14 protein-coding genes and 5 tRNA genes are annotated in these 17,412 nt (G+C 70.1%); 12 read left to right on the forward strand and 7 right to left on the reverse strand.

Translation table 11 applies throughout. The features are described from left to right. The first annotated feature begins 606 nt into the window (after positions 1-606). Positions 607-813, forward strand: a complete 207-nt coding sequence (gene bldC / locus ABZS61_RS21870) for a developmental transcriptional regulator BldC (protein ID WP_003949541.1) — start codon at positions 607-609, stop codon at positions 811-813. A 600-nt stretch (positions 814-1,413) separates the two neighbouring features. Here bldC and ABZS61_RS21875 read toward each other — a convergent pair. From ABZS61_RS21875 to hrpA, 3 genes are all read right to left on the reverse strand, one after another. Beyond that, on the reverse strand, positions 1,414-1,755 hold the full coding sequence (locus tag ABZS61_RS21875; RefSeq protein ID WP_356423607.1) for a DUF6274 family protein: 342 nt from the start codon (positions 1,753-1,755) through the stop codon (positions 1,414-1,416). 142 nt (positions 1,756-1,897) lie between these two features. Continuing rightward, positions 1,898-1,972, reverse strand: a tRNA-Asp gene (locus ABZS61_RS21880). A gap of 115 nt (positions 1,973-2,087) precedes the next feature. Then, on the reverse strand, positions 2,088-6,017 hold the full coding sequence (hrpA, locus tag ABZS61_RS21885) for an ATP-dependent RNA helicase HrpA (protein ID WP_356423611.1): 3,930 nt from the start codon (positions 6,015-6,017) through the stop codon (positions 2,088-2,090). A 236-nt stretch (positions 6,018-6,253) separates the two neighbouring features. Here hrpA and ABZS61_RS21890 point away from each other — a divergent pair, with 236 nt between their 5' ends. From ABZS61_RS21890 to ABZS61_RS21900, 3 genes are all read left to right on the forward strand, one after another. Beyond that, a complete protein-coding gene (locus ABZS61_RS21890) occupies positions 6,254-6,601 on the forward strand; it encodes a hypothetical protein (protein ID WP_356423614.1) in 348 nt (115 codons plus the stop codon). Positions 6,602-6,664: 63 nt separating this feature from the next. After that, entirely contained in the window at positions 6,665-7,420 is a 756-nt protein-coding gene (locus ABZS61_RS21895; RefSeq protein ID WP_356423617.1) for a DsbA family protein, read from the forward strand. Beyond that, the gene (locus ABZS61_RS21900) at positions 7,417-8,262 is read left to right on the forward strand and encodes a cytochrome c biogenesis CcdA family protein (RefSeq protein WP_356423620.1); all 846 of its coding nucleotides are present in this window, start codon (positions 7,417-7,419) and stop codon (positions 8,260-8,262) included. Before ABZS61_RS21895 ends, ABZS61_RS21900 begins: the two co-directional genes overlap by 4 nt. Positions 8,263-8,365: 103 nt before the next feature. Here the strand turns inward: ABZS61_RS21900 and ABZS61_RS21905 are convergent. The 4 genes from ABZS61_RS21905 to ABZS61_RS21920 all read right to left on the reverse strand — a co-directional run bounded on the left by ABZS61_RS21905 (position 8,366) and on the right by ABZS61_RS21920 (position 10,263). Continuing rightward, positions 8,366-8,442, reverse strand: a tRNA-Phe gene (locus ABZS61_RS21905). A gap of 22 nt (positions 8,443-8,464) precedes the next feature. Beyond that, positions 8,465-8,539, reverse strand: a tRNA-Asp gene (locus tag ABZS61_RS21910). 38 nt (positions 8,540-8,577) lie between these two features. After that, positions 8,578-8,650, reverse strand: a tRNA-Glu gene (locus ABZS61_RS21915). An 80-nt stretch (positions 8,651-8,730) separates the two neighbouring features. Continuing rightward, on the reverse strand, positions 8,731-10,263 hold the full coding sequence (locus ABZS61_RS21920) for a metallophosphoesterase (protein ID WP_356423623.1): 1,533 nt from the start codon (positions 10,261-10,263) through the stop codon (positions 8,731-8,733). Positions 10,264-10,410: 147 nt separating this feature from the next. On the opposite strand from ABZS61_RS21920, the gene ABZS61_RS21925 reads away from it, so the two are divergent. From ABZS61_RS21925 to ABZS61_RS21960, 8 genes are all read left to right on the forward strand, one after another. Next, complete coding sequence (locus ABZS61_RS21925; protein ID WP_356423626.1) at positions 10,411-10,761, forward strand: metallopeptidase family protein; 351 nt, start codon at positions 10,411-10,413, stop codon at positions 10,759-10,761. A gap of 59 nt (positions 10,762-10,820) precedes the next feature. Next, entirely contained in the window at positions 10,821-11,258 is a 438-nt protein-coding gene (locus ABZS61_RS21930; protein ID WP_356423734.1) for a CrcB family protein, read from the forward strand. Beyond that, positions 11,255-11,656, forward strand: coding sequence for a CrcB family protein (locus tag ABZS61_RS21935; protein WP_356423629.1), 402 nt, complete (start codon positions 11,255-11,257; stop codon positions 11,654-11,656). The genes ABZS61_RS21930 and ABZS61_RS21935 overlap by 4 nt, the downstream gene beginning before the upstream one ends. Before the next feature lie 132 nt (positions 11,657-11,788). After that, entirely contained in the window at positions 11,789-12,343 is a 555-nt protein-coding gene (locus ABZS61_RS21940; protein ID WP_356423632.1) for a hypothetical protein, read from the forward strand. 199 nt (positions 12,344-12,542) lie between these two features. Continuing rightward, positions 12,543-14,816 carry a DEAD/DEAH box helicase gene (locus tag ABZS61_RS21945; protein WP_356423635.1) on the forward strand — a complete coding sequence of 758 codons (2,274 nt, stop codon included), beginning with the start codon at positions 12,543-12,545 and terminating at the stop codon, positions 14,814-14,816. A gap of 225 nt (positions 14,817-15,041) precedes the next feature. Beyond that, complete coding sequence (locus tag ABZS61_RS21950) at positions 15,042-15,284, forward strand: hypothetical protein (protein ID WP_356423638.1); 243 nt, start codon at positions 15,042-15,044, stop codon at positions 15,282-15,284. A 141-nt stretch (positions 15,285-15,425) separates the two neighbouring features. After that, positions 15,426-16,982: an amino acid permease gene (locus ABZS61_RS21955; RefSeq protein WP_356423641.1), complete on the forward strand. Its 1,557-nt coding sequence runs from the start codon at positions 15,426-15,428 to the stop codon at positions 16,980-16,982. Positions 16,983-17,073: 91 nt separating this feature from the next. After that, positions 17,074-17,147: transfer RNA gene (locus ABZS61_RS21960), tRNA-Lys, on the forward strand. The last annotated feature ends 265 nt before the right edge of the window (positions 17,148-17,412 follow it).

Consider the following 17,412-nt stretch of genomic DNA (forward strand, 5'->3'; position numbering starts at 1 on the left):
GAGACATCTCGTGAGGTGTCCGGCATAGGCGGATGCCGAGGGCGCCGGACGGAGGTGAACGGGGATGCCCTGACGGGAACTGACGAGCCGTGAACCCGCGACCTGTGTGACGCGTGTGACACACGAGGCGGGAGGGCACTCCGCGGGGCCCAGGACCTACGTCCTGAACCGGGCCTTTGCCTCAAGGGTGACGGATAGCACTTACGGGGCCCTTGCGCCCTTCCCTACTCCTCATGCCAAAATAGGACAAGGAGTCCGGGGAGGACTCTGTTCGCCCAAGTATGGGCGGAATGCTTGGCATTGCATGCTCATGGGGGGTCTGACGACTTCTGATGACTCCTGATCGCCCTGTGACTGATCGTTACTGGGGCGTGACTGTCCGCTATGGCATGGTCCATCGGCTTCCGTCGCTGATGAACACCTGGGAGGGCAATTCCATCGGTTTGGCCGACGTGGCTGGACGGATGGTGTAGTTGTAGTGCCGAGGACAAGCCGTTCGTCCTATAACCGACTCGGCCCGCGTCCGCCATATCGGGCAACGCGGGTCAAGGTGCAGAATTTAGAGGAAAGAACCGAGATGGTTCGGTTCTCCCGAGGAGGCCGCTCATGACCGCTCGCACCCCTGATGCCGAGCCGCTGCTGACCCCGGCTGAGGTTGCCACGATGTTCCGCGTGGACCCGAAGACGGTCACCCGGTGGGCAAAGGCCGGCAAGCTCACGTCCATCCGCACGCTCGGTGGACATCGCCGGTATCGCGAGGCAGAGGTCCGCGCACTGCTTGCGGGTATTCCGCAGCAGCGCAGCGAGGCCTGATACACCCCTGCCGCCGCACCCATAACAGGGCTGCTCCGGGTCCCCCAACCCGCAGTGCCCACCTATAGCTCCACACGACGGACGCCTGCCCCAACGGGCGTCATACCTGCGCAATAAGGGTGCGTCGTTCGATCGCGCTGGACTCCGCCGGGTCCAGCGCGATCTTTTTGTGCTCTGCGGGCCCTCGTGACCTGCAGGGCGGCCCCGCCTGCGCGGTCTCCCCGTGCCCGGCCGCCCGTCGGCCTGTCGGCCCCCTGCCCGTCTCCTGTGTCCGTCTGCCCCCTGACGCCCCGTGGATGCCCGAACGGGCCGACGAGTCGGTTTCCGCGAGGGCCGGCGTACGACTGTGGGCGAGCCTGTTCGGGCCTGTTCGGGTGGGTCCCGGACGTCGTGGGACAGCTCGGACGGAACGGTCCGGGATGTGCCTCATGCGCAGTGCAATTGCACATATTAAATTCGCTAGTTGTAGGAAGGGAGTAAAGTGCCCACTTCTCAAAACTCGTTCGGTGACTCCCGTCACACCGGCCCTGTCTTGCCAATCGTGTGCCCGGGCAACTAAAGGCCTTTCGCCGCCCGGAGGCGGATGGCGGCGGCCGACGGTCAGGGCGGGACAGGTCCTTCGCCACCGCTTCCGTCGTCCTTCCCCCGCCCGACCCCCGCAGCACCCTCGCCGGGCGTCTGCGGGTCCGGGAGCGGGGGTGTCGGCACGGCGCCCCTTCCTGGGGCTCCGGTGGCGTTCTCGGACGCGTCGGTCGGCTCCGGGGCATTGCCGTTTCCCGGGTCCGGGTGCGGAGCCCGCGGGGCCGCCACGGGCTCCATGGCGAGCCGCAGCAGGCGATGGCAGATCGGGCAGTGACGGGTGATGTGCCGGTAGCCGGATGCGGCCGCCAGATGGGCGCGCAGCAGCGCGCGGGTCTCGTGCCGTGCCGCGGGCGCAGACATGCGTGCGACCTCCCGGTGGACCGGACCGCCCCGCACCGAGGGAAACAGGGGCAGTCTCTGTTCTACGGGGGTACCCGCGACAGATGCCGACGTCAAGACGCACGAAAGCCCGGATCCAGAGGATCCGGGCTTTCGTCACATGCGGTCCTGACGGGATTTGAACCCGCGGCCTCCACCTTGACAGGGTGGCGAGCACTCCAAACTGCTCCACAGGACCAGGTTTTCGCGGCCGCCTTGCGGCTGCCTGCGAAAACAGACTGTACAGGAGGTCGGACGGCCAGGTCGAACTCACCCGTGGTGGCGGCTCCGTTACGGCGCGGAAGCGGGTCGGTTCACGGTGCCGCAGCGTCGATCGCCTTCACGATCCGCTTGTCCGAGACGGGCTGTGCCGTGCCCAGGGCGTGCGCGAAATAGCTCACCCGCAGTTCCTCGATCATCCAGCGGATGTCCAGGACGTCCTGCGGCACGGGCCGTCCCTGCGGCAGCTGTTCGAGCAGCCAGGCGTACTCGTCCTGCATCTCGTGGACCTTCTCCATGCGCGTGGTGTCGCGCTGGACGTTCGTCGGCATCTGCTGCAGCCGGCGGTCCTCGGCGACGAGGTAGCGCATCAGGTCGGGGAGCCTGCGCAGCCCGGTCATGGTGACGAACCCGGGCGGTACGAGGCGGGCGAGGTGGTCCCGTACGTCCGTGACGTTGTTGATCAGGACCAGGCTGTTCGTGGCCTTCAGCCGGCGCTCGCAGGCCTGCCAGGCCGCGAGGATCTGCTGCACCTGCTTGATCGTGCGCACGGTCAGGTCCACGAGGTCCGCCCGCACCTTGTCGTACAGCTTCCGGAAGGACGCCTCGTCCCAGGCGGGGCCCCCGTGCGCGGCGATCAGCCGGTCGGCGGCAGCCGTCGCGCAGTCGTCGAAGAGCGCCTGGATCGAGCCGTGCGGATTGCGGGACAGGGCCAGCTTCTGCTGGTTGCTGAGCGTGTCCGAGGCGAACTTCGCCGGGTTCACCGGGATGTTCAGCAGGATCAGCCGCCGGGTGCCGCGCCACATCGCCTGCTGCTGCTCGGCCTCGGTGTCGAAGAGCCGTACGGCAACGGTCGCGCCCTGGTCGACCAGCGCCGGGTACGCCTTGACCGGCTGGCCGGCCCGCCGGGTCTCGAAGGTCCGGTTCAGGGTGCCGATGGTCCAGTCCGTGAGCCCCGAACGTTCGATGGACTCGCCGGAGGGCCCCGCGGTCGCCGCGGCGGCCTGGGAGAGGGCCTGGCGGGCCTTGGGGCGCAGCTGGACCCGCAGCGCCTCCAGGTCCTTGTCCTCCGCGACCTTGCGGCGCCGTTCGTCGACGATCCGGAAGGTGATCTTCAGGTGGTCCGGGACGCGGGACAGGTCGAAGTCGTCGGCCGTGACCGGGACGCCGACCATGCGCTGGAGCTCGCGGGCCAGGGTGAACGGCAGCGGCTCCTGAAGGGGTACGGCCCGGTCCAGGAACCTGTCCGCGTAGTTCGGCGCGGGGACGTAGTGCCGGCGGATCGGCTTGGGCAGCGAGCGGATCAGCTCGGTGACCACTTCCTCCCGCAGGCCCGGGATCTGCCAGTCGAAGCCCTCCGAAGTGACCTGGTTGAGCACGTGCAGGGGGATGTGGACGGTCACGCCGTCGGCGTCCGCGCCCGGTTCGAACTGGTACGTCACCCGGAACTTGAGCTTCCCCTGCCGCCAGGAGTCCGGGTAGTCGTCCTTGGTGACGGTCCCGGCCTTCTCGTTGATGAGCATCGAACGCTCGAAGTCCAGCGCGTCCGGCTCGTCGCGGCGCTTGTGCTTCCACCAGGAGTCGAAGTGGGCCCCCGAGACGATGTGCTCCGGGATCCGCTGATCGTAGAAATCGAAGAGCGTCTCGTCGTCCACGAGGATGTCGCGGCGCCGGGCGCGGTGCTCCAACTCCTCGACCTCGCCGAGCAGTTTGCGATTGTCATGGAAGAACTGGTGGTGCGTACGCCAGTCGCCCTCGACCAGGGCGTTCCGGATGAACAGATCGCGGGACGCCTCCTGGTCGATCCGGCCGAAATTGACCTTGCGCTGGGCGACGATCGGTACTCCGTACAGCGTGACCCGCTCGTACGCCATCACCGCCGCCTGGTCCTTCTCCCAGTGCGGCTCGCTGTAGGTGCGCTTCAGCAGGTGCTGGGCGAGGGGTTCGATCCACTCCGGCTCGACCTTCGCGTTGACCCGCGCCCAGAGCCGGGACGTCTCGACCAGCTCCGCCGACATCACGAAGCGCGGCTGCTTCTTGAACAGCGCGGACCCGGGGAAGATCGCGAACTTGGCGCTGCGGGCACCGAGGTACTCGTTCTTCTCGGTGTCCTTCAGCCCGATGTGCGACAGCAGGCCGGCCAGCAGCGAGGTGTGCACCGACTGCTCCGGCGCGTCCTCCTCGTTGATCTGGACGCCCATCTGCTTGGCGACCGTACGCAGCTGCGCGTAGATGTCCTGCCACTCACGGATGCGCAGGAAGTTCAGGTACTCCTGCTTGCACATCCGGCGGAAGCTGGAGGAGCCCCGCTCCTTCTGCTGCTCCCGGACGTAGCGCCACAGATTCAGGAACGCCAGGAAGTCGGACGTCTCGTCCTTGAAGCGGGCGTGCTGCTGGTCCGCCTGCGTCTGCTTCTCCGAGGGCCGTTCGCGCGGGTCCTGGATGGAGAGCGCCGCGGCGATCACCATGACCTCGCGGGCACAGCCGTTCGTGTCGGCCTCGATGACCATGCGTGCCAGTCGCGGGTCCACCGGCAGCTGGGAGAGCTTGCGCCCCAGCGGGGTGAGCCGCTTCTTCGGATCCTTCTCCTCCGGATCCAGCGCACCCAGCTCCTGGAGCAGCTGGATGCCGTCGCGGATGTTGCGGTGGTCCGGCGGGTCGATGAAGGGGAACTTCTCGATGTCGCCCAGGCCGGCCGCGGTCATCTGGAGGATGACGGAGGCGAGGTTGGTGCGCAGGATCTCGGGGTCGGTGAACTCCGGACGGGTCAGGAAGTCGTCCTCGGAGTACAGCCGGATGCAGATGCCGTCCGACGTACGGCCGCAACGGCCCTTGCGCTGATTGGCGCTGGCCTGCGAGACCCGCTCGATCGGCAGGCGCTGGACCTTGGTCCGGTGGCTGTAGCGGGAGATCCGGGCGTTGCCCGGGTCGATCACGTACTTGATGCCGGGAACGGTCAGCGACGTCTCCGCCACGTTCGTTGCCAGAACGATCCTGCGGCCCGTGTGGCGCTGGAACACGCGGTGCTGCTCGGCGTGCGACAGGCGGGCGTACAGGGGGAGTACCTCGGTCTGTCCGAGATTCCTCTTGTTCAGCGCGTCCGCGGTGTCACGGATCTCCCGCTCGCCGGAGAGGAAGACCAGGACGTCGCCGGGTGCCTCCGAACGGAGCTCGTCGACGGCGTCGCAGATCGCGGTGATCTGGTCGCGGTCGGAATCCGCTGAGTCTTCGGCGTCCCCCTCCATCAGTGGCCGGTACCGCACCTCGACCGGGTACGTACGCCCGCTGACCTCCACGATCGGCGCCGCGCCGAAGTGCTTGGCGAAGCGCTCCGGGTCGATGGTCGCCGAGGTGATGACGACCTTCAGATCGGGGCGCTTGGGCAGCAGCCGGGCCAGATAGCCCAGCAGGAAGTCGATGTTCAGCGACCGCTCGTGGGCCTCGTCGATGATGATCGTGTCGTACGCGAGGAGCTCGCGGTCCGTCTGGATCTCGGCCAGCAGGATGCCGTCCGTCATCAGCTTCACGAAGGTGGCGTCCGGATTCACCTGGTCGGTGAAGCGCACCTTCCAGCCGACGGCCTCGCCGAGCGGGGTCTTCAGCTCGTCGGCGATCCGCTCGGCGACCGTGCGGGCGGCGATCCGGCGGGGCTGGGTGTGCCCGATCATGCCCCGGACGCCGCGCCCCAGTTCCATACAGATCTTGGGGATCTGCGTGGTCTTGCCGGAGCCGGTCTCACCCGCGACGATCACGACCTGGTGGTCGCGTATCGCCTCCAGGATCTCGTCCTTCTTCTGGCTGACCGGGAGCTGTTCCGGGTACGACAGGACCGGCATCCGGGCGGCGCGTCCTGCGAGCCGCCCGGCTGCTTTTCCGGCCTCGGCCGCGATCTCGTCCAGCACGGACTGTCGGTCCTCGGGCTTACGGATGCGGCGGGCACCCTCGAGACGACGGCCGAGCCGGTGCGCGTCGCGGAGCGAGAGCTGCCCGAGCTGGGACTGGAGATCGGCAAAGGAAGTAGACATACGGATCCCAGGATCTCACCCGGGCGCGAAGAGTGGCGAACGCATTTCCCGCGAACGCGTCCCAGGGGCTCCGAGCGGCGTGCTCCACGTGCCGGACTCCGTGTGCGGGACACCCACCGGATCCCGGCACGCCGGTCGACGAGCGCGCACCGCGCCGGTGACCGAGAGGGCGCGCCGGATCACAGCACGTACCATTTCGGGCAACTGATCATCCGTACCTCGCCCAAGGCGGTCCCATGTCCCGTGCGCGGTGGCGCTGCCTGACGGCGGTGCTCGCGGTCGTACTGGGGCTGCTCTGCGCACCCGCGGCGGCAGCCGGCACGGGCACCGGCAGCGTCCCGGCCGTCACCGCCGCCGGGAACACGGGCATACCGGGCTGCGACCGGAACAGTGACCACGACGGCACCGGCCCCGTCCTCCCCGCCCGGACCCGCGCCCCGCACGACCAGGCGCCCGGCCCCGCCGCAGTGGGCCTGCCCGCCGTCACCGACCGGGCCCGGGTCCCGCTGCCGGTACGGCTCGCCCCACGCGGTCCGGGTCCCGCCACACCCACACCCGTCGAGCTCTCCGTGCTGAGGGTGTAGGCGGACCCGCCTCTCCTTCTGTCCTCTCCCGCAGAACCCCCACGCACCAGCACGGAGTGCCGCATGCCCACGCCCGCCCGCCCGACATCCAAGAAGCCGCTCGCCTTCGGCGCCGCCGTCGTCCTCGCCGCAGGCCTGCTCGGCTTCGTCTCCTACCGGGCCACCGCCCCCGACGGCACCGCCTCCGGCACCACCGCAGTCAGCTCGACCTCGGAACCGGACGCCGACATGTACGCGGAGCTGGCGGAACTCGCCCGGCGCGACGCGGGCGACAAGCTGGCCCAGGGCCGCACCGACGCCCCCGTCGTCCTCATCGAGTACGCCGACTTCAAGTGCGGCTACTGCGGAAAGTTCGCCCGGGACACCGAACCCGCACTGATCAAGAAGTACGTCGACGACGGCACCCTGCGCATCGAGTGGCGCAACTTCCCGATCTTCGGCAAGGAGTCGGAGGCCGCCGCGCGCGCCTCCTGGGCGGCCGGACAGCAGGGCCGCTTCTGGGCCTTCCACCGGGCCGCGTACGCCGAGGGCGCCAAGGAGAAGGGCTTCGGCAAGGACCGGCTCAGGGCCCTCGCCCTGGAGGCCGGCGTCAAGGACCTCGACCGCTTCGTACGCGACACCGACAGCAAGGCCGCCGCGGACGCGGTCGGCAAGGACCAGGAACAGGCGTACGGAATCGGCGCCACGTCCACCCCGTCGTTCCTCATCAACGGCCGCCCCGTGGCCGGAGCGCAGCCGATGGCCGTCTTCACCCAGGCCATCGAAGCGGCTGCCGCCGAGGCCGCCAACGTGGGCAGCGCCGGGGACCCCGCGAAGTGACCCCGGACGTCGGATACTTCGCGGCCCTCCTCGGCGGGCTGCTCGCCCTCGTCAGCCCGTGCAGCGCCCTGCTGCTCCCGGCCTTCTTCGCCTACTCCCTCGACTCCGCCTCACGGCTCCTGGCGCGCACCGGCATCTTCTACGCCGGCCTCGCCACCACCCTGGTACCGCTCGGCGCAGCGGGCTCGTACGCAGGACGGCTCTTCTACGGGCACCGCGACGCCCTGGTCCTCGGCGCGGGCTGGCTGATCATCGGACTCGGCCTCGCCCAGATCGTGGGCCTGGGCTTCGCCTCCCGCCGGATCGCCGCCCTCAGCGGCCGGATCCGCCCCACGACCGCGCTCTCCGTCTATGCCCTCGGCGCGGTCTACGGGCTGGCCGGCTTCTGCGCGGGCCCGATCCTGGGCAGTGTCCTCACGGTGGCGGCCGTCAGCGGCAGCCCCGTGTACGGCGGACTGCTGCTCGCCGTCTACGCGCTGGGCATGGCCGTTCCGCTGTTCGTGCTCGCGTTGCTCTGGGAGCGCTTCGACCTCGGCCGCCGGGCCTGGCTGCGCGGCCGGACCCTGCGGGCGGGCCGCTTCGAACTGCACAGCACGTCCCTGCTCTCCGGCCTGTTCTTCATCGGGCTCGGGGTGCTCTTCCTCGTCTACGACGGGACGACCGCGCTGCCCGGGCTGCTGGACGTCGACGCCTCGTTCGCCGTCGAGCAGTGGGCCCGGAACATCGGCCGACGGGTGCCCGACGCAGTGGCGTTGGGAGCCGTGACGTCCGTGGTGCTGCTGGTCCTCGGAGCGCAGGCGTGGCGGCGGCGCAACGGACGGAAGGAAGAGGAAGCGGCCTAGCCGGGGCCTCTCGTTCGGATCTTGTCGGGCCGGCCTGATCCGAACGAAAGACCCCAGGGCCCGACAACGGCGAAGGCCCCGTCCATCGGACGGGGCCTTCGGGTGGTGGCTGGGGCCGGGATCGAACCGGCGACCTATCGCTTTTCAGGCGATCGCTCGTACCAACTGAGCTACCCAGCCACGCAGCTCATACCGGCTGCAGCGGTCCTGACGGGATTTGAACCCGCGGCCTCCACCTTGACAGGGTGGCGAGCACTCCAAACTGCTCCACAGGACCAAGCAATGTGCGAGACGAGTCTCGCACACAGTAAAGCGTGCCCCCAACGGGATTCGAACCCGTGCTACCGCCTTGAAAGGGCGGCGTCCTGGGCCACTAGACGATGAGGGCTAAGGGCCCACCTGCGCGCTTTCCAGCGCGTCGGGGACGTGAGAAGCATATGGGATGCGGGGAGGTATCGCCAAAACGGTTTACGGAGAGGCGTCGGAGACCGTCGGGGAGGGCGAGGGACTGGCCAGGTTCTCCTCCGGGAGATGGCGGCTGACCTCGGCCGTCGTCAGTCCCAGGCCGCCCAGGGTGATCTCGTCCCAGGCCTGCAGGTGCCGGGTGGCGCGGTCCAGGTAGAGCACCGAGGCGCGTACCTTCTCCGGCTTCTCGTTCTGCACGGCGCGCAGTCCGCCGCCGCCCGTGGATCCCTCGACCTTCAGCCGCGTGCCGAGCTTCAGCAGTTCGTTCACCCGGTGGTGCACGTGGCCGGCCAGGACGAGGGGAACGGTGCCGTCGGTCTGCCGCGCCGCGTTCGGGTCGTGGGCCACCGCGATGTCCACCGGGGTGCCGGCCCGCTGTTGGTCGCGGAGCGCGGAGGCGAGCCGGATCCCTGCCAGCTCCTCGGCGGCCCTTCCGCCGGTGGGGCGGGAGCGGTCGGGGGTGAACTGGGGGTCGCCGGTGCCAGCGATCCGCAGCCCGCCGACGTTCACGGCGCTGCCCTCGTCGAGGACGTGCACGTTCTTGAGGCCCTTCATGTAGGCCTGGGTGACGGTGGAGTCGTGGTTGCCCCGCACCCACACGTAGGGCGCACCGAGGTCGCTGACGGGGTCCAGGAATCCGTTCTCGGCTGCCGTGCCGTGGTCCATCGTGTCGCCCGAGTCGATGATCACGTCGATCTCGTACTGCTCGACCAGGGAGCCGATGATGTGCCAGGAGGCGGGGTTGAGATGCACGTCGGAGACGTGCAGGACCCTGATGGTGGCGGGGTTCGGCTGGTACACCGGAAGAGTGGACGTGGCGTCGTACAGCTTGGTGACGTTGGTGACGAGCCGGGCCAGTTCCTGTTGGTAGACGTCGAATTCGGTGACGATCGAGCGGGCGTCCCCGACGACCGAGGGGGCGCTGGAGAGCAGCCCGGAGAACTTGGGCTCCAGGACGGACTTCGGATTCCAGGTGGCGTACGCGCTGATGCCCGACGCGGCCAGGAGCGCCAGTGCGAGCCCTCCGGCGGCCAGTGCGCGGCGAGGCCGGCGGTAGACGGCGAGGCCGAGCGCGGTGGCACCGGAGACGACGGCCACGCAGGAGCGGACGGCGAGTTCCCGGGTGCCGGCGGCGACGTCCCCGGTGACCTCGTCCTGGAGGCCGGAGAGGCGTTCGGGGTGCTTGACCAGGGCCTGGGAGCGCTCCGGATCCAACTGGTCGACGTCGACGTCGAGGCGGACCGGGGCGACGTGGGAGTTCAGCTCCAGGGCGCCGAGCGGCGACACGTTGATCTTGGTGCCGCCGCTGAGTGAGGGGCGCAGGGTCATCGTCGTGTCCATGGGCCCCACCGGCGTACGCACGCTGCCGACGATCAGTAGCCCCAGCCAGGCCCCCAGTACGACGACGGCGAGCAGGCCGAGCACGCGCGTGTACGGGTGCGGGGCGGCGGCGAGCGTGCTGACGGGGGCGGTGGAGCGGGCGCGGTAGTGGTGCCGCATGCGGACGACTGCGGCGCGGAACGGGTCGCGGGCCATTGGGCCCGTATGCCCCGATCGGGCGCCGTGCATGCGGACCGCGAGGGAGGGGTGGGCCGGGCGGGTGGCCGCCCGTCCGGCGAGGGCTGCCCGATCCGGCCCGGTGCGGCCTGCCCGTTGCGGCCGGTCGTACGTGACAATGGCGGGGTGCTGGAGATGACGCGCGAGGAGTTCGAAGAGCTGGTGAGTCTGGCTCTTGACCGGGTCCCGCCGGAGCTGATGCGGCTGATGGACAACGTCGCGGTGTTCGTCGAGGACGAACCGGAGCCCGGGGACCCCGATCTGCTGGGGCTCTACGAGGGCACGCCGCTCACCGATCGCGGTGAGTGGTACGCCGGGGTGCTGCCGGACCGGATCACCATCTACCGCGGGCCGACCCTGCGGATGTGCGAGTCGCGCGAGGACGTCGTCGCCGAGATCGAGATCACGGTGGTCCACGAGATCGCCCACCACTTCGGCATCGACGACGAGCGCCTGCACGCCCTGGGCTACGGGTGAGCCACCCGGAACCCGCCCCCGACCGGCAACCGGGCATCGACCCGGACGTCGACCTCTCCGTGCCCGCGCAGCGTGCGGAGACCGAGGGGCCCGGCAGGTGGCAGGTCCCGGCGGTGATCGCGGCGGGAGGCGCGCTGGGCGCCACGGCCCGGTATGCGGCGTCCCTGGCCTGGCCTGCCGCCGCGGGGGCGTTCCCCTGGGCGGTCTTCGTCGTCAATGTGACGGGCTGTGCCCTGATCGGGGTGCTGATGGTGCTGGTGGCCGAGCGGGGGACGGTCACGCATCCGCTGGTGCGGCCGTTCCTCGGGGTCGGGGTGCTCGGCGGATTCACCACCTTCTCGACGTACGCCGCCGATGTGTCGAAGCTGCTGGTGCGTCAGGAGGTGCTCGTGGCGACGGCGTACGCGCTGTCGACGGTCGTGGCGGCGCTCGGAGCGGTGTGGGGGGCGGCCGCGCTGACGCGGATCCTGGTGGACGGGCGGGGGCGGACCTCGTGAACTGGCTGCTGGTCGTCATCGGAGGCGCCGTCGGCGCGCCGCTGCGCTATCTGACGGACCGTGCGGTGCAGGCCCGGCACGGGGCGGGGCTGCCGTACGTGTTCCCGTGGGGGACCTTCGCCGTCAACGCGGCGGGCAGCCTGTTGCTCGGGGTGCTGACGGGGGCCGCCGTATCCGCACATACGTACGCCCTGCTGGGTACGGGGCTGTGCGGGGCGCTGACGACGTACTCGACCTTCTCGTACGAGACGCTGCGGCTGGCCGAGACCGGCCGGGGCTTCCTGGCGGCGGCCAATGTGGTGGCGTCCCTGCTGGTGGGCCTCGGGGCCGTGTTCCTGGGGGCGGAACTCGCAGGGGGATCGGGCGGCTTCGCGGGCGCGGGGGGCTTCGGTACCTGACCGGCCCGGAGGCGCCGGGGGCGGTGTGCGGGTGTTGTGTCCGTGCGTGTCCCCGGCGGGGTCGCGGGAGTTGGACACGGCGCCCCCCGACCTGTCCCTGCTCCGCAGTCCCCCGTCCCGGAGGTGCCACCCGTGCGCCAGTTGTCCGCCCCCGTCCGTTGGGCAGCCGTCACCGCGCTGACGATCGCCGCGTCCACAGGCTGTATGAGCGTCGGTGAGGACGCCGGGAAACCGGCTCCGTCGCGTTCGGCCGGACAGAAGGGGGCGCCTGCCGAACCGGGCGGTGACGCCGTGCCCGGTGCGGGCCGGGCCGGCCTCGGCGGCGACCACGCCGGGGCGCAGTCCGAGCGGAACGCCGCCCGCAAGGCGTCCCCGGGGGCCTCCGGGGCAGCCCCGTCGGCGACCCTGGGGGACTCTCGTCCGGTACCCGGCTCCGGTACTCCGGCGCCGTCCGGGGGCGGGCACCCGCCCACCCCGGAGCCGAGCACCCCGGGGCCCGGCGAGCCACCGCCCCCGCCGGTGGTTCCGGAGGAGCCTCCGCCCGCTCCCGAACCGGAGCCCTCGCAGCCGCCGGAGCAGCCCTCCGCCTCGCCCGCCGCGCACTCCCACGACGATGCGACGGGTGCGCGCGACAGGGTGGAGGTGCGGCCCACTCCGGAGGTATCACCGCAGGTCGCGCCGGTGTGAGGGGGTCGGGTTTGCGCAAAGTGGGGGAGGGTGCGTATGGTAGTAGATCGTTTGATCCCATTGCCCGGCGCCGACACAGAAGAGCGCCGTGTGGCGCGTACTCTCCCTTGCCGTGGCTGGACCGCATTGAGGCGGTCGAAATTGCGAAAACACGGAGTTACGGGCGCGTGCCGAGACTCCGGAAGGTTTCGCATTTCGCATGTCAATTTCCAGTTCTGACCACACCGTCATGCCCGAGAACGTCGAGAACAACGAGCTCGTGGAGCTCGCCGAGGCCGTAGTGGCCGCGGCTCCCGAGGCCGCTGTGGCCGTCGTGGAGGCTCCCGCCGAGGTCCAGGCCCCCGCCGACGCCGCGCTCTCCGACGAGGCCGCAGAGGTCGTCGAGGACGCCGCCGACACGGCCGACGCCGAGCCGACCGTCACGTTCGCCTCGCTCGGACTGCCCGACGGCATCGTCCGCAAGCTCGCGCAGAACGGTGTGACCGCCCCCTTCCCGATCCAGGCGGCGACCATCCCGGACGCCCTGGCCGGCAAGGACATCCTCGGCCGCGGCCGTACCGGCTCCGGCAAGACGCTCTCCTTCGGTCTGCCGACCCTGGCCTCGCTGGCCGGCGGTCACACGGAGAAGAAGAAGCCCCGCGCGATCATCCTCACGCCGACCCGTGAGCTCGCGATGCAGGTCGCTGACGCACTGCAGCCCTACGGCGACGTCCTCGGCCTGAAGATGAAGGTCGTCTGCGGCGGTACGTCGATGAGCAACCAGATCTACGCGCTGGAGCGCGGTGTCGACGTCCTCGTCGCCACCCCGGGCCGTCTGCGCGACATCATCAACCGTGGCGCCTGCTCCCTGGCGAACGTCCAGGTCGCGGTCCTCGACGAGGCCGACCAGATGTCCGACCTGGGCTTCCTGCCCGAGGTCACCGAGCTGCTCGACCAGATCCCCGGCGGCGGCCAGCGCATGCTCTTCTCCGCCACCATGGAGAACGAGATCGGCACGCTCGTCAAGCGCTACCTGAGCAACCCGGTCACCCACGAGGTCGACAGCGCCCAGGGCAACGTCTCGACCATGTCGCACCACGTCCTCGTCGTGAAGCCGAAGGACAAGGCGCCCGTCACCTCCGCGATCGCCGCCCGCAAGGGCCGCACGATCATCTTCGTCCGCACCCAGCTGGGCGCCGACCGCATCGCCGAGCAGCTCATCGAGTCCGGCGTGAAGGCCGACGCGCTGCACGGCGGCATGACGCAGGGTGCCCGTACCCGTGTGCTCGAGGACTTCAAGAAGGGCCTCGTCAACGCGCTCGTCGCCACCGACGTCGCCGCCCGAGGCATCCACGTCGACGGCATCGACCTCGTCCTGAACGTGGACCCGGCCGGCGACCACAAGGACTACCTGCACCGCTCGGGCCGTACCGCCCGTGCCGGCAAGTCCGGTGTCGTCGTCTCGCTGGCGCTTCCGCACCAGCGTCGCCAGATCTTCCGCCTCATGGAGGACGCGGGCGTCGACGCCTCGCGTCACATCGTGCAGGGCGCGGGCGTCTTCGAGCCGGAGGTCGCCGAGATCACCGGTGCCCGTTCGCTGACCGAGGTCCAGGCCGACTCCGCGAACAACGCGGCCAAGCAGGCCGAGCGCGAGGCAGCCGACCTCACCAAGCAGCTGGAGCGCATCCAGCGCCGTGCCGTCGAGCTGCGCGAGGAGGCCGACCGCCTGGTCGCCCGTGCCGCCCGTGAGCGTGGGGACGACCCGGAGGCAGCGGTGGCCGAGGTCGCCGCCGAGGCCGAGGCCGCTCTGCTGGCCGCCGCAGCCGTGCCGGAGCAGTCGGCTCCCCGCGAGGACCGTCGTGACGACCGTGGCAACTACGGCCGCCGTGACGACCGCGGTGGCGACCGTGGTGGATACCGCGGCGGCAACGACCGTGTCGGCGAGCGCAGTGGCCGCCCGTCCGGTGCGAACGGCTACCGCGGCAACAGCGACCGCCCGTCGTTCCGCGGCAGCAACGACCGTCGTGAGGACCGTCCGGTCGGTGGCGGCTTCCGCTCCGGCGGTGGCGAGCGTCGTGACGACCGCGGCGGCCGTTCCTTCGAGCGTCGTGACAACGACCGCCCGGCGTTCCGTGAGCGTCGTGACGAGCGCCCCTCGGGCGGCTTCCGCTCCGGTGGCGGCGAGCGTCGTGACGACCGTGGCGGCCGTTCCTTCGAGCGTCGTGACAACGACCGCCCGGCGTTCAACCGCGACAACGACCGCCCCTCGTTCAACCGTGACCGTCGTGACGACCGCCCCTCCGGTGGCTTCCGCTCCGGCAGCAGCGACCGTCCGGTCAACCGTGACCGCCGCGACGACCGTCCCTCGAGCGGCTTCCGCTCCGGTGGCAGCTCCGACCGTCCGGCCGGCCACCGCGGTGGCACCGGCACGGGTACCGGCACCGGTACCTTCGGCCGCCGCGACGACAAGCCGCGCTGGAAGCGCAACGGCTGACCGTCGCTGACCGACTGATCCGCAGGGCCCGTACGACACTCCGGTGTCGTACGGGCCCTGCGGCGTTGAACGGGTTCGAAAGCTCTCTCTGCTTCTGTGAAGATCCTGTCAGGATCCGTCCACTCGCGTGGGGGCTACGTGCCGGGGGGGCAGGCCCGAGCGGCCAAGTGCGCCCGGAAGCCGTCCAGTCTCGATGACAGCTGTTCCTTCCTCCTCCATGCCTGCGTGCTCATCAGTCCAGGGGAGGAACCCCGAGGCAGGGTCGCGCCCAAAGTGCGGATCGGCCCCGGCGGGCAGGCGTTCAACGCGCTCGCGGCGGTCGGTGACATCACGGGCGACGGCAGGAACGACCTGCTCGCCAGGGACAAGGCCGGGGTGCTCTGGCGGTACAACGGCACGGGGACGGGCAGGTTCGCGGCGCGGGCCAAGGTCGGCCCGGGGTGGATGGTCTACCCCACGGTCTTCTAGGGTCTCCCGTTCGGCTCAGGCTGGACCAGGGTGCGTGCCAGGGCACGCGAGCCCAGCAAGATCCGAACGAGAGGCCCGTGCGCCGCAACGGGCGGGGCGAGGGGCGCATGGTGTGCCCCCGGCGAGGGCATCGCTGGGGGCATGACAAACGACGAAGCAGCAGTCGCGAAGCCCCCACCAGACGTCTCGTCGGTCCCCGCCGCCCCCACCACGGACGAGGAGCGGCTGGCCCAGCTGGGCTACACCCAGGTGCTCGCGCGCCGGATGTCCGCCTTCTCCAACTACGCCGTCTCGTTCACGATCATCTCCGTGCTCTCCGGCTGCCTGACGCTGTACCTGTTCGGCATGAACACCGGCGGCCCGGTCCTCATCACGTGGGGCTGGGTCGGCGTCGGCCTGATGACGCTGTTCGTCGGCCTCGCGATGGCGGAGATCTGTTCGGCGTACCCGACGTCCGCGGGCCTGTACTTCTGGGCCCACCGCCTCGCCCCACCGCGCTCGGCGGCGGCGTGGGCGTGGTTCGCCGGCTGGTTCAACGTGCTCGGTCAGGTCGCTGTCACCGCCGGGATCGACTTCGGGGCGGCGTCCTTCCTCGGGGCGTACCTGAACCTCCAGTTCGGCTTCGAGATCACTCCGGGCCGCACGATCCTGCTGTTCGCGGCGATCCTCATCCTGCACGGACTGCTGAACACCTTCGGCGTCGGCATCGTCGCCGTACTCAACAACGTCAGCGTCTGGTGGCACGTCGTCGGTGTCGCCGTCATCGTCGGCGCCCTCACCTTCGTACCGGACTCGCACCAGTCGGCGTCGTTCGTCTTCACCGAGTTCGTCAACAACACCGGCTGGGACAGCAGTTTCTACGTGGTGATGATCGGCCTGCTGATGGCCCAGTACACCTTCACCGGGTACGACGCCTCGGCCCACATGACGGAGGAGACCCACGACGCGGCCGTGGCGGGCCCGCGCGGCATCGTGCAGTCCATCTGGACCTCCTGGATCGCCGGCTTCGTGCTGCTGCTCGGCTTCACCTTCGCCATCCAGTCGTACGACGGCGCCCTGAGCTCCCCGACCGGCGCCCCGCCCGCCCAGATCCTCCTGGACGCGCTCGGCGCCACCACCGGCAAGCTCCTGCTGCTCGTCGTCATCGGCGCCCAGCTGTTCTGCGGTATGGCCTCGGTCACCGCCAACAGCCGCATGATCTACGCCTTCTCGCGCGACGGAGCACTGCCCTTCTCCCGTGTCTGGCACACGGTCAGTCCCCGTACCCGCACCCCCGTGGCGGCGGTCTGGCTGGCGGCGCTCGGCGCCCTGGCGCTCGGACTGCCGTACCTGATCAACGTCACCGCGTACGCCGCCGTGACGTCCATCGCGGTCATCGGCCTCTACATCGCCTACGTCATCCCGACCCTGCTCCGCCTGCTGCGCGGTGACGACTTCACCCCGGGGCCCTGGCACCTGGGCCGCTGGTCCCGCCCCATCGGCATCGTCGCGGTGGCCTGGGTCGCGGTGATCACGGTGCTGTTCATGCTGCCCCAGGTGTCCCCCGTCACCTGGGAGACCTTCAACTACGCACCGCTGGCCGTATTGGTGGTGCTCGGCTTCGCAGCCACCTGGTGGCTGGCATCGGCCCGCCACTGGTTCCTCAAGCCATCCGATCCCGGCCACAAGGCCGTGATCACGGACGAAACGGCCGGCTGATCCCCCAGGTCCCGGCATGACAGGGCCCGGCACCCGATACCCGATCGGCTGCCGGGCCCGGGCGGGCTATGCTCGGGGGGTGATCGCTCAGGGGCCGTTAGCTCAATTGGTCAGAGCAGCGGACTTTTAATCCGTTGGTTGTGGGTTCGAGTCCCACACGGCCTACGCGACGCAGGGAGGGGTAGCCCCCTCCGGTCTGCGGCTCAGCGCCTCGACCGGCTTCGGCCGGCCGGGGCGCTTCGTCGTTCCTGGCGCCTTGAGCGGCGTTCCGTCGTGGAACCCCTCCTGAGGGGGGAGTTGAGCCCCTCGCCCCTTGCCCCTCGCTCCCCGCGTCTCCGCCGGGCCTGCGGGAACTTCTTTTGTCCAGCGCATTGACGACGGCACCGGGCCGACTTACCTTCATCGCGTTGTTCTTCGTATGTCATATATG

This window comes from Streptomyces sp. NPDC005566 (assembly GCF_040605575.1).
Taxonomy (GTDB): domain Bacteria; phylum Actinomycetota; class Actinomycetes; order Streptomycetales; family Streptomycetaceae; genus Streptomyces.

Bases quoted from the DNA above. Each gene is read 5' to 3' on its own strand.
- ABZS61_RS21920 (WP_356423623.1), bottom strand. From the start codon at position 10,263: ATGGCCCGCGACCCGTTCCGCGCCGCAGTCGTCCGCATGCGGCACCAC.
- ABZS61_RS21895 (WP_356423617.1), top strand. From the start codon at position 6,665: ATGCCCACGCCCGCCCGCCCGACATCCAAGAAGCCGCTCGCCTTCGGC.
- ABZS61_RS21945 (WP_356423635.1), top strand. From the start codon at position 12,543: ATGTCAATTTCCAGTTCTGACCACACCGTCATGCCCGAGAACGTCGAG.
- ABZS61_RS21890 (WP_356423614.1), top strand. From the start codon at position 6,254: ATGTCCCGTGCGCGGTGGCGCTGCCTGACGGCGGTGCTCGCGGTCGTA.
- ABZS61_RS21875 (WP_356423607.1), bottom strand. From the start codon at position 1,755: ATGTCTGCGCCCGCGGCACGGCACGAGACCCGCGCGCTGCTGCGCGCC.
- ABZS61_RS21955 (WP_356423641.1), top strand. From the start codon at position 15,426: ATGACAAACGACGAAGCAGCAGTCGCGAAGCCCCCACCAGACGTCTCG.
- hrpA (WP_356423611.1), bottom strand. From the start codon at position 6,017: ATGTCTACTTCCTTTGCCGATCTCCAGTCCCAGCTCGGGCAGCTCTCG.
- bldC (WP_003949541.1), top strand. From the start codon at position 607: ATGACCGCTCGCACCCCTGATGCCGAGCCGCTGCTGACCCCGGCTGAG.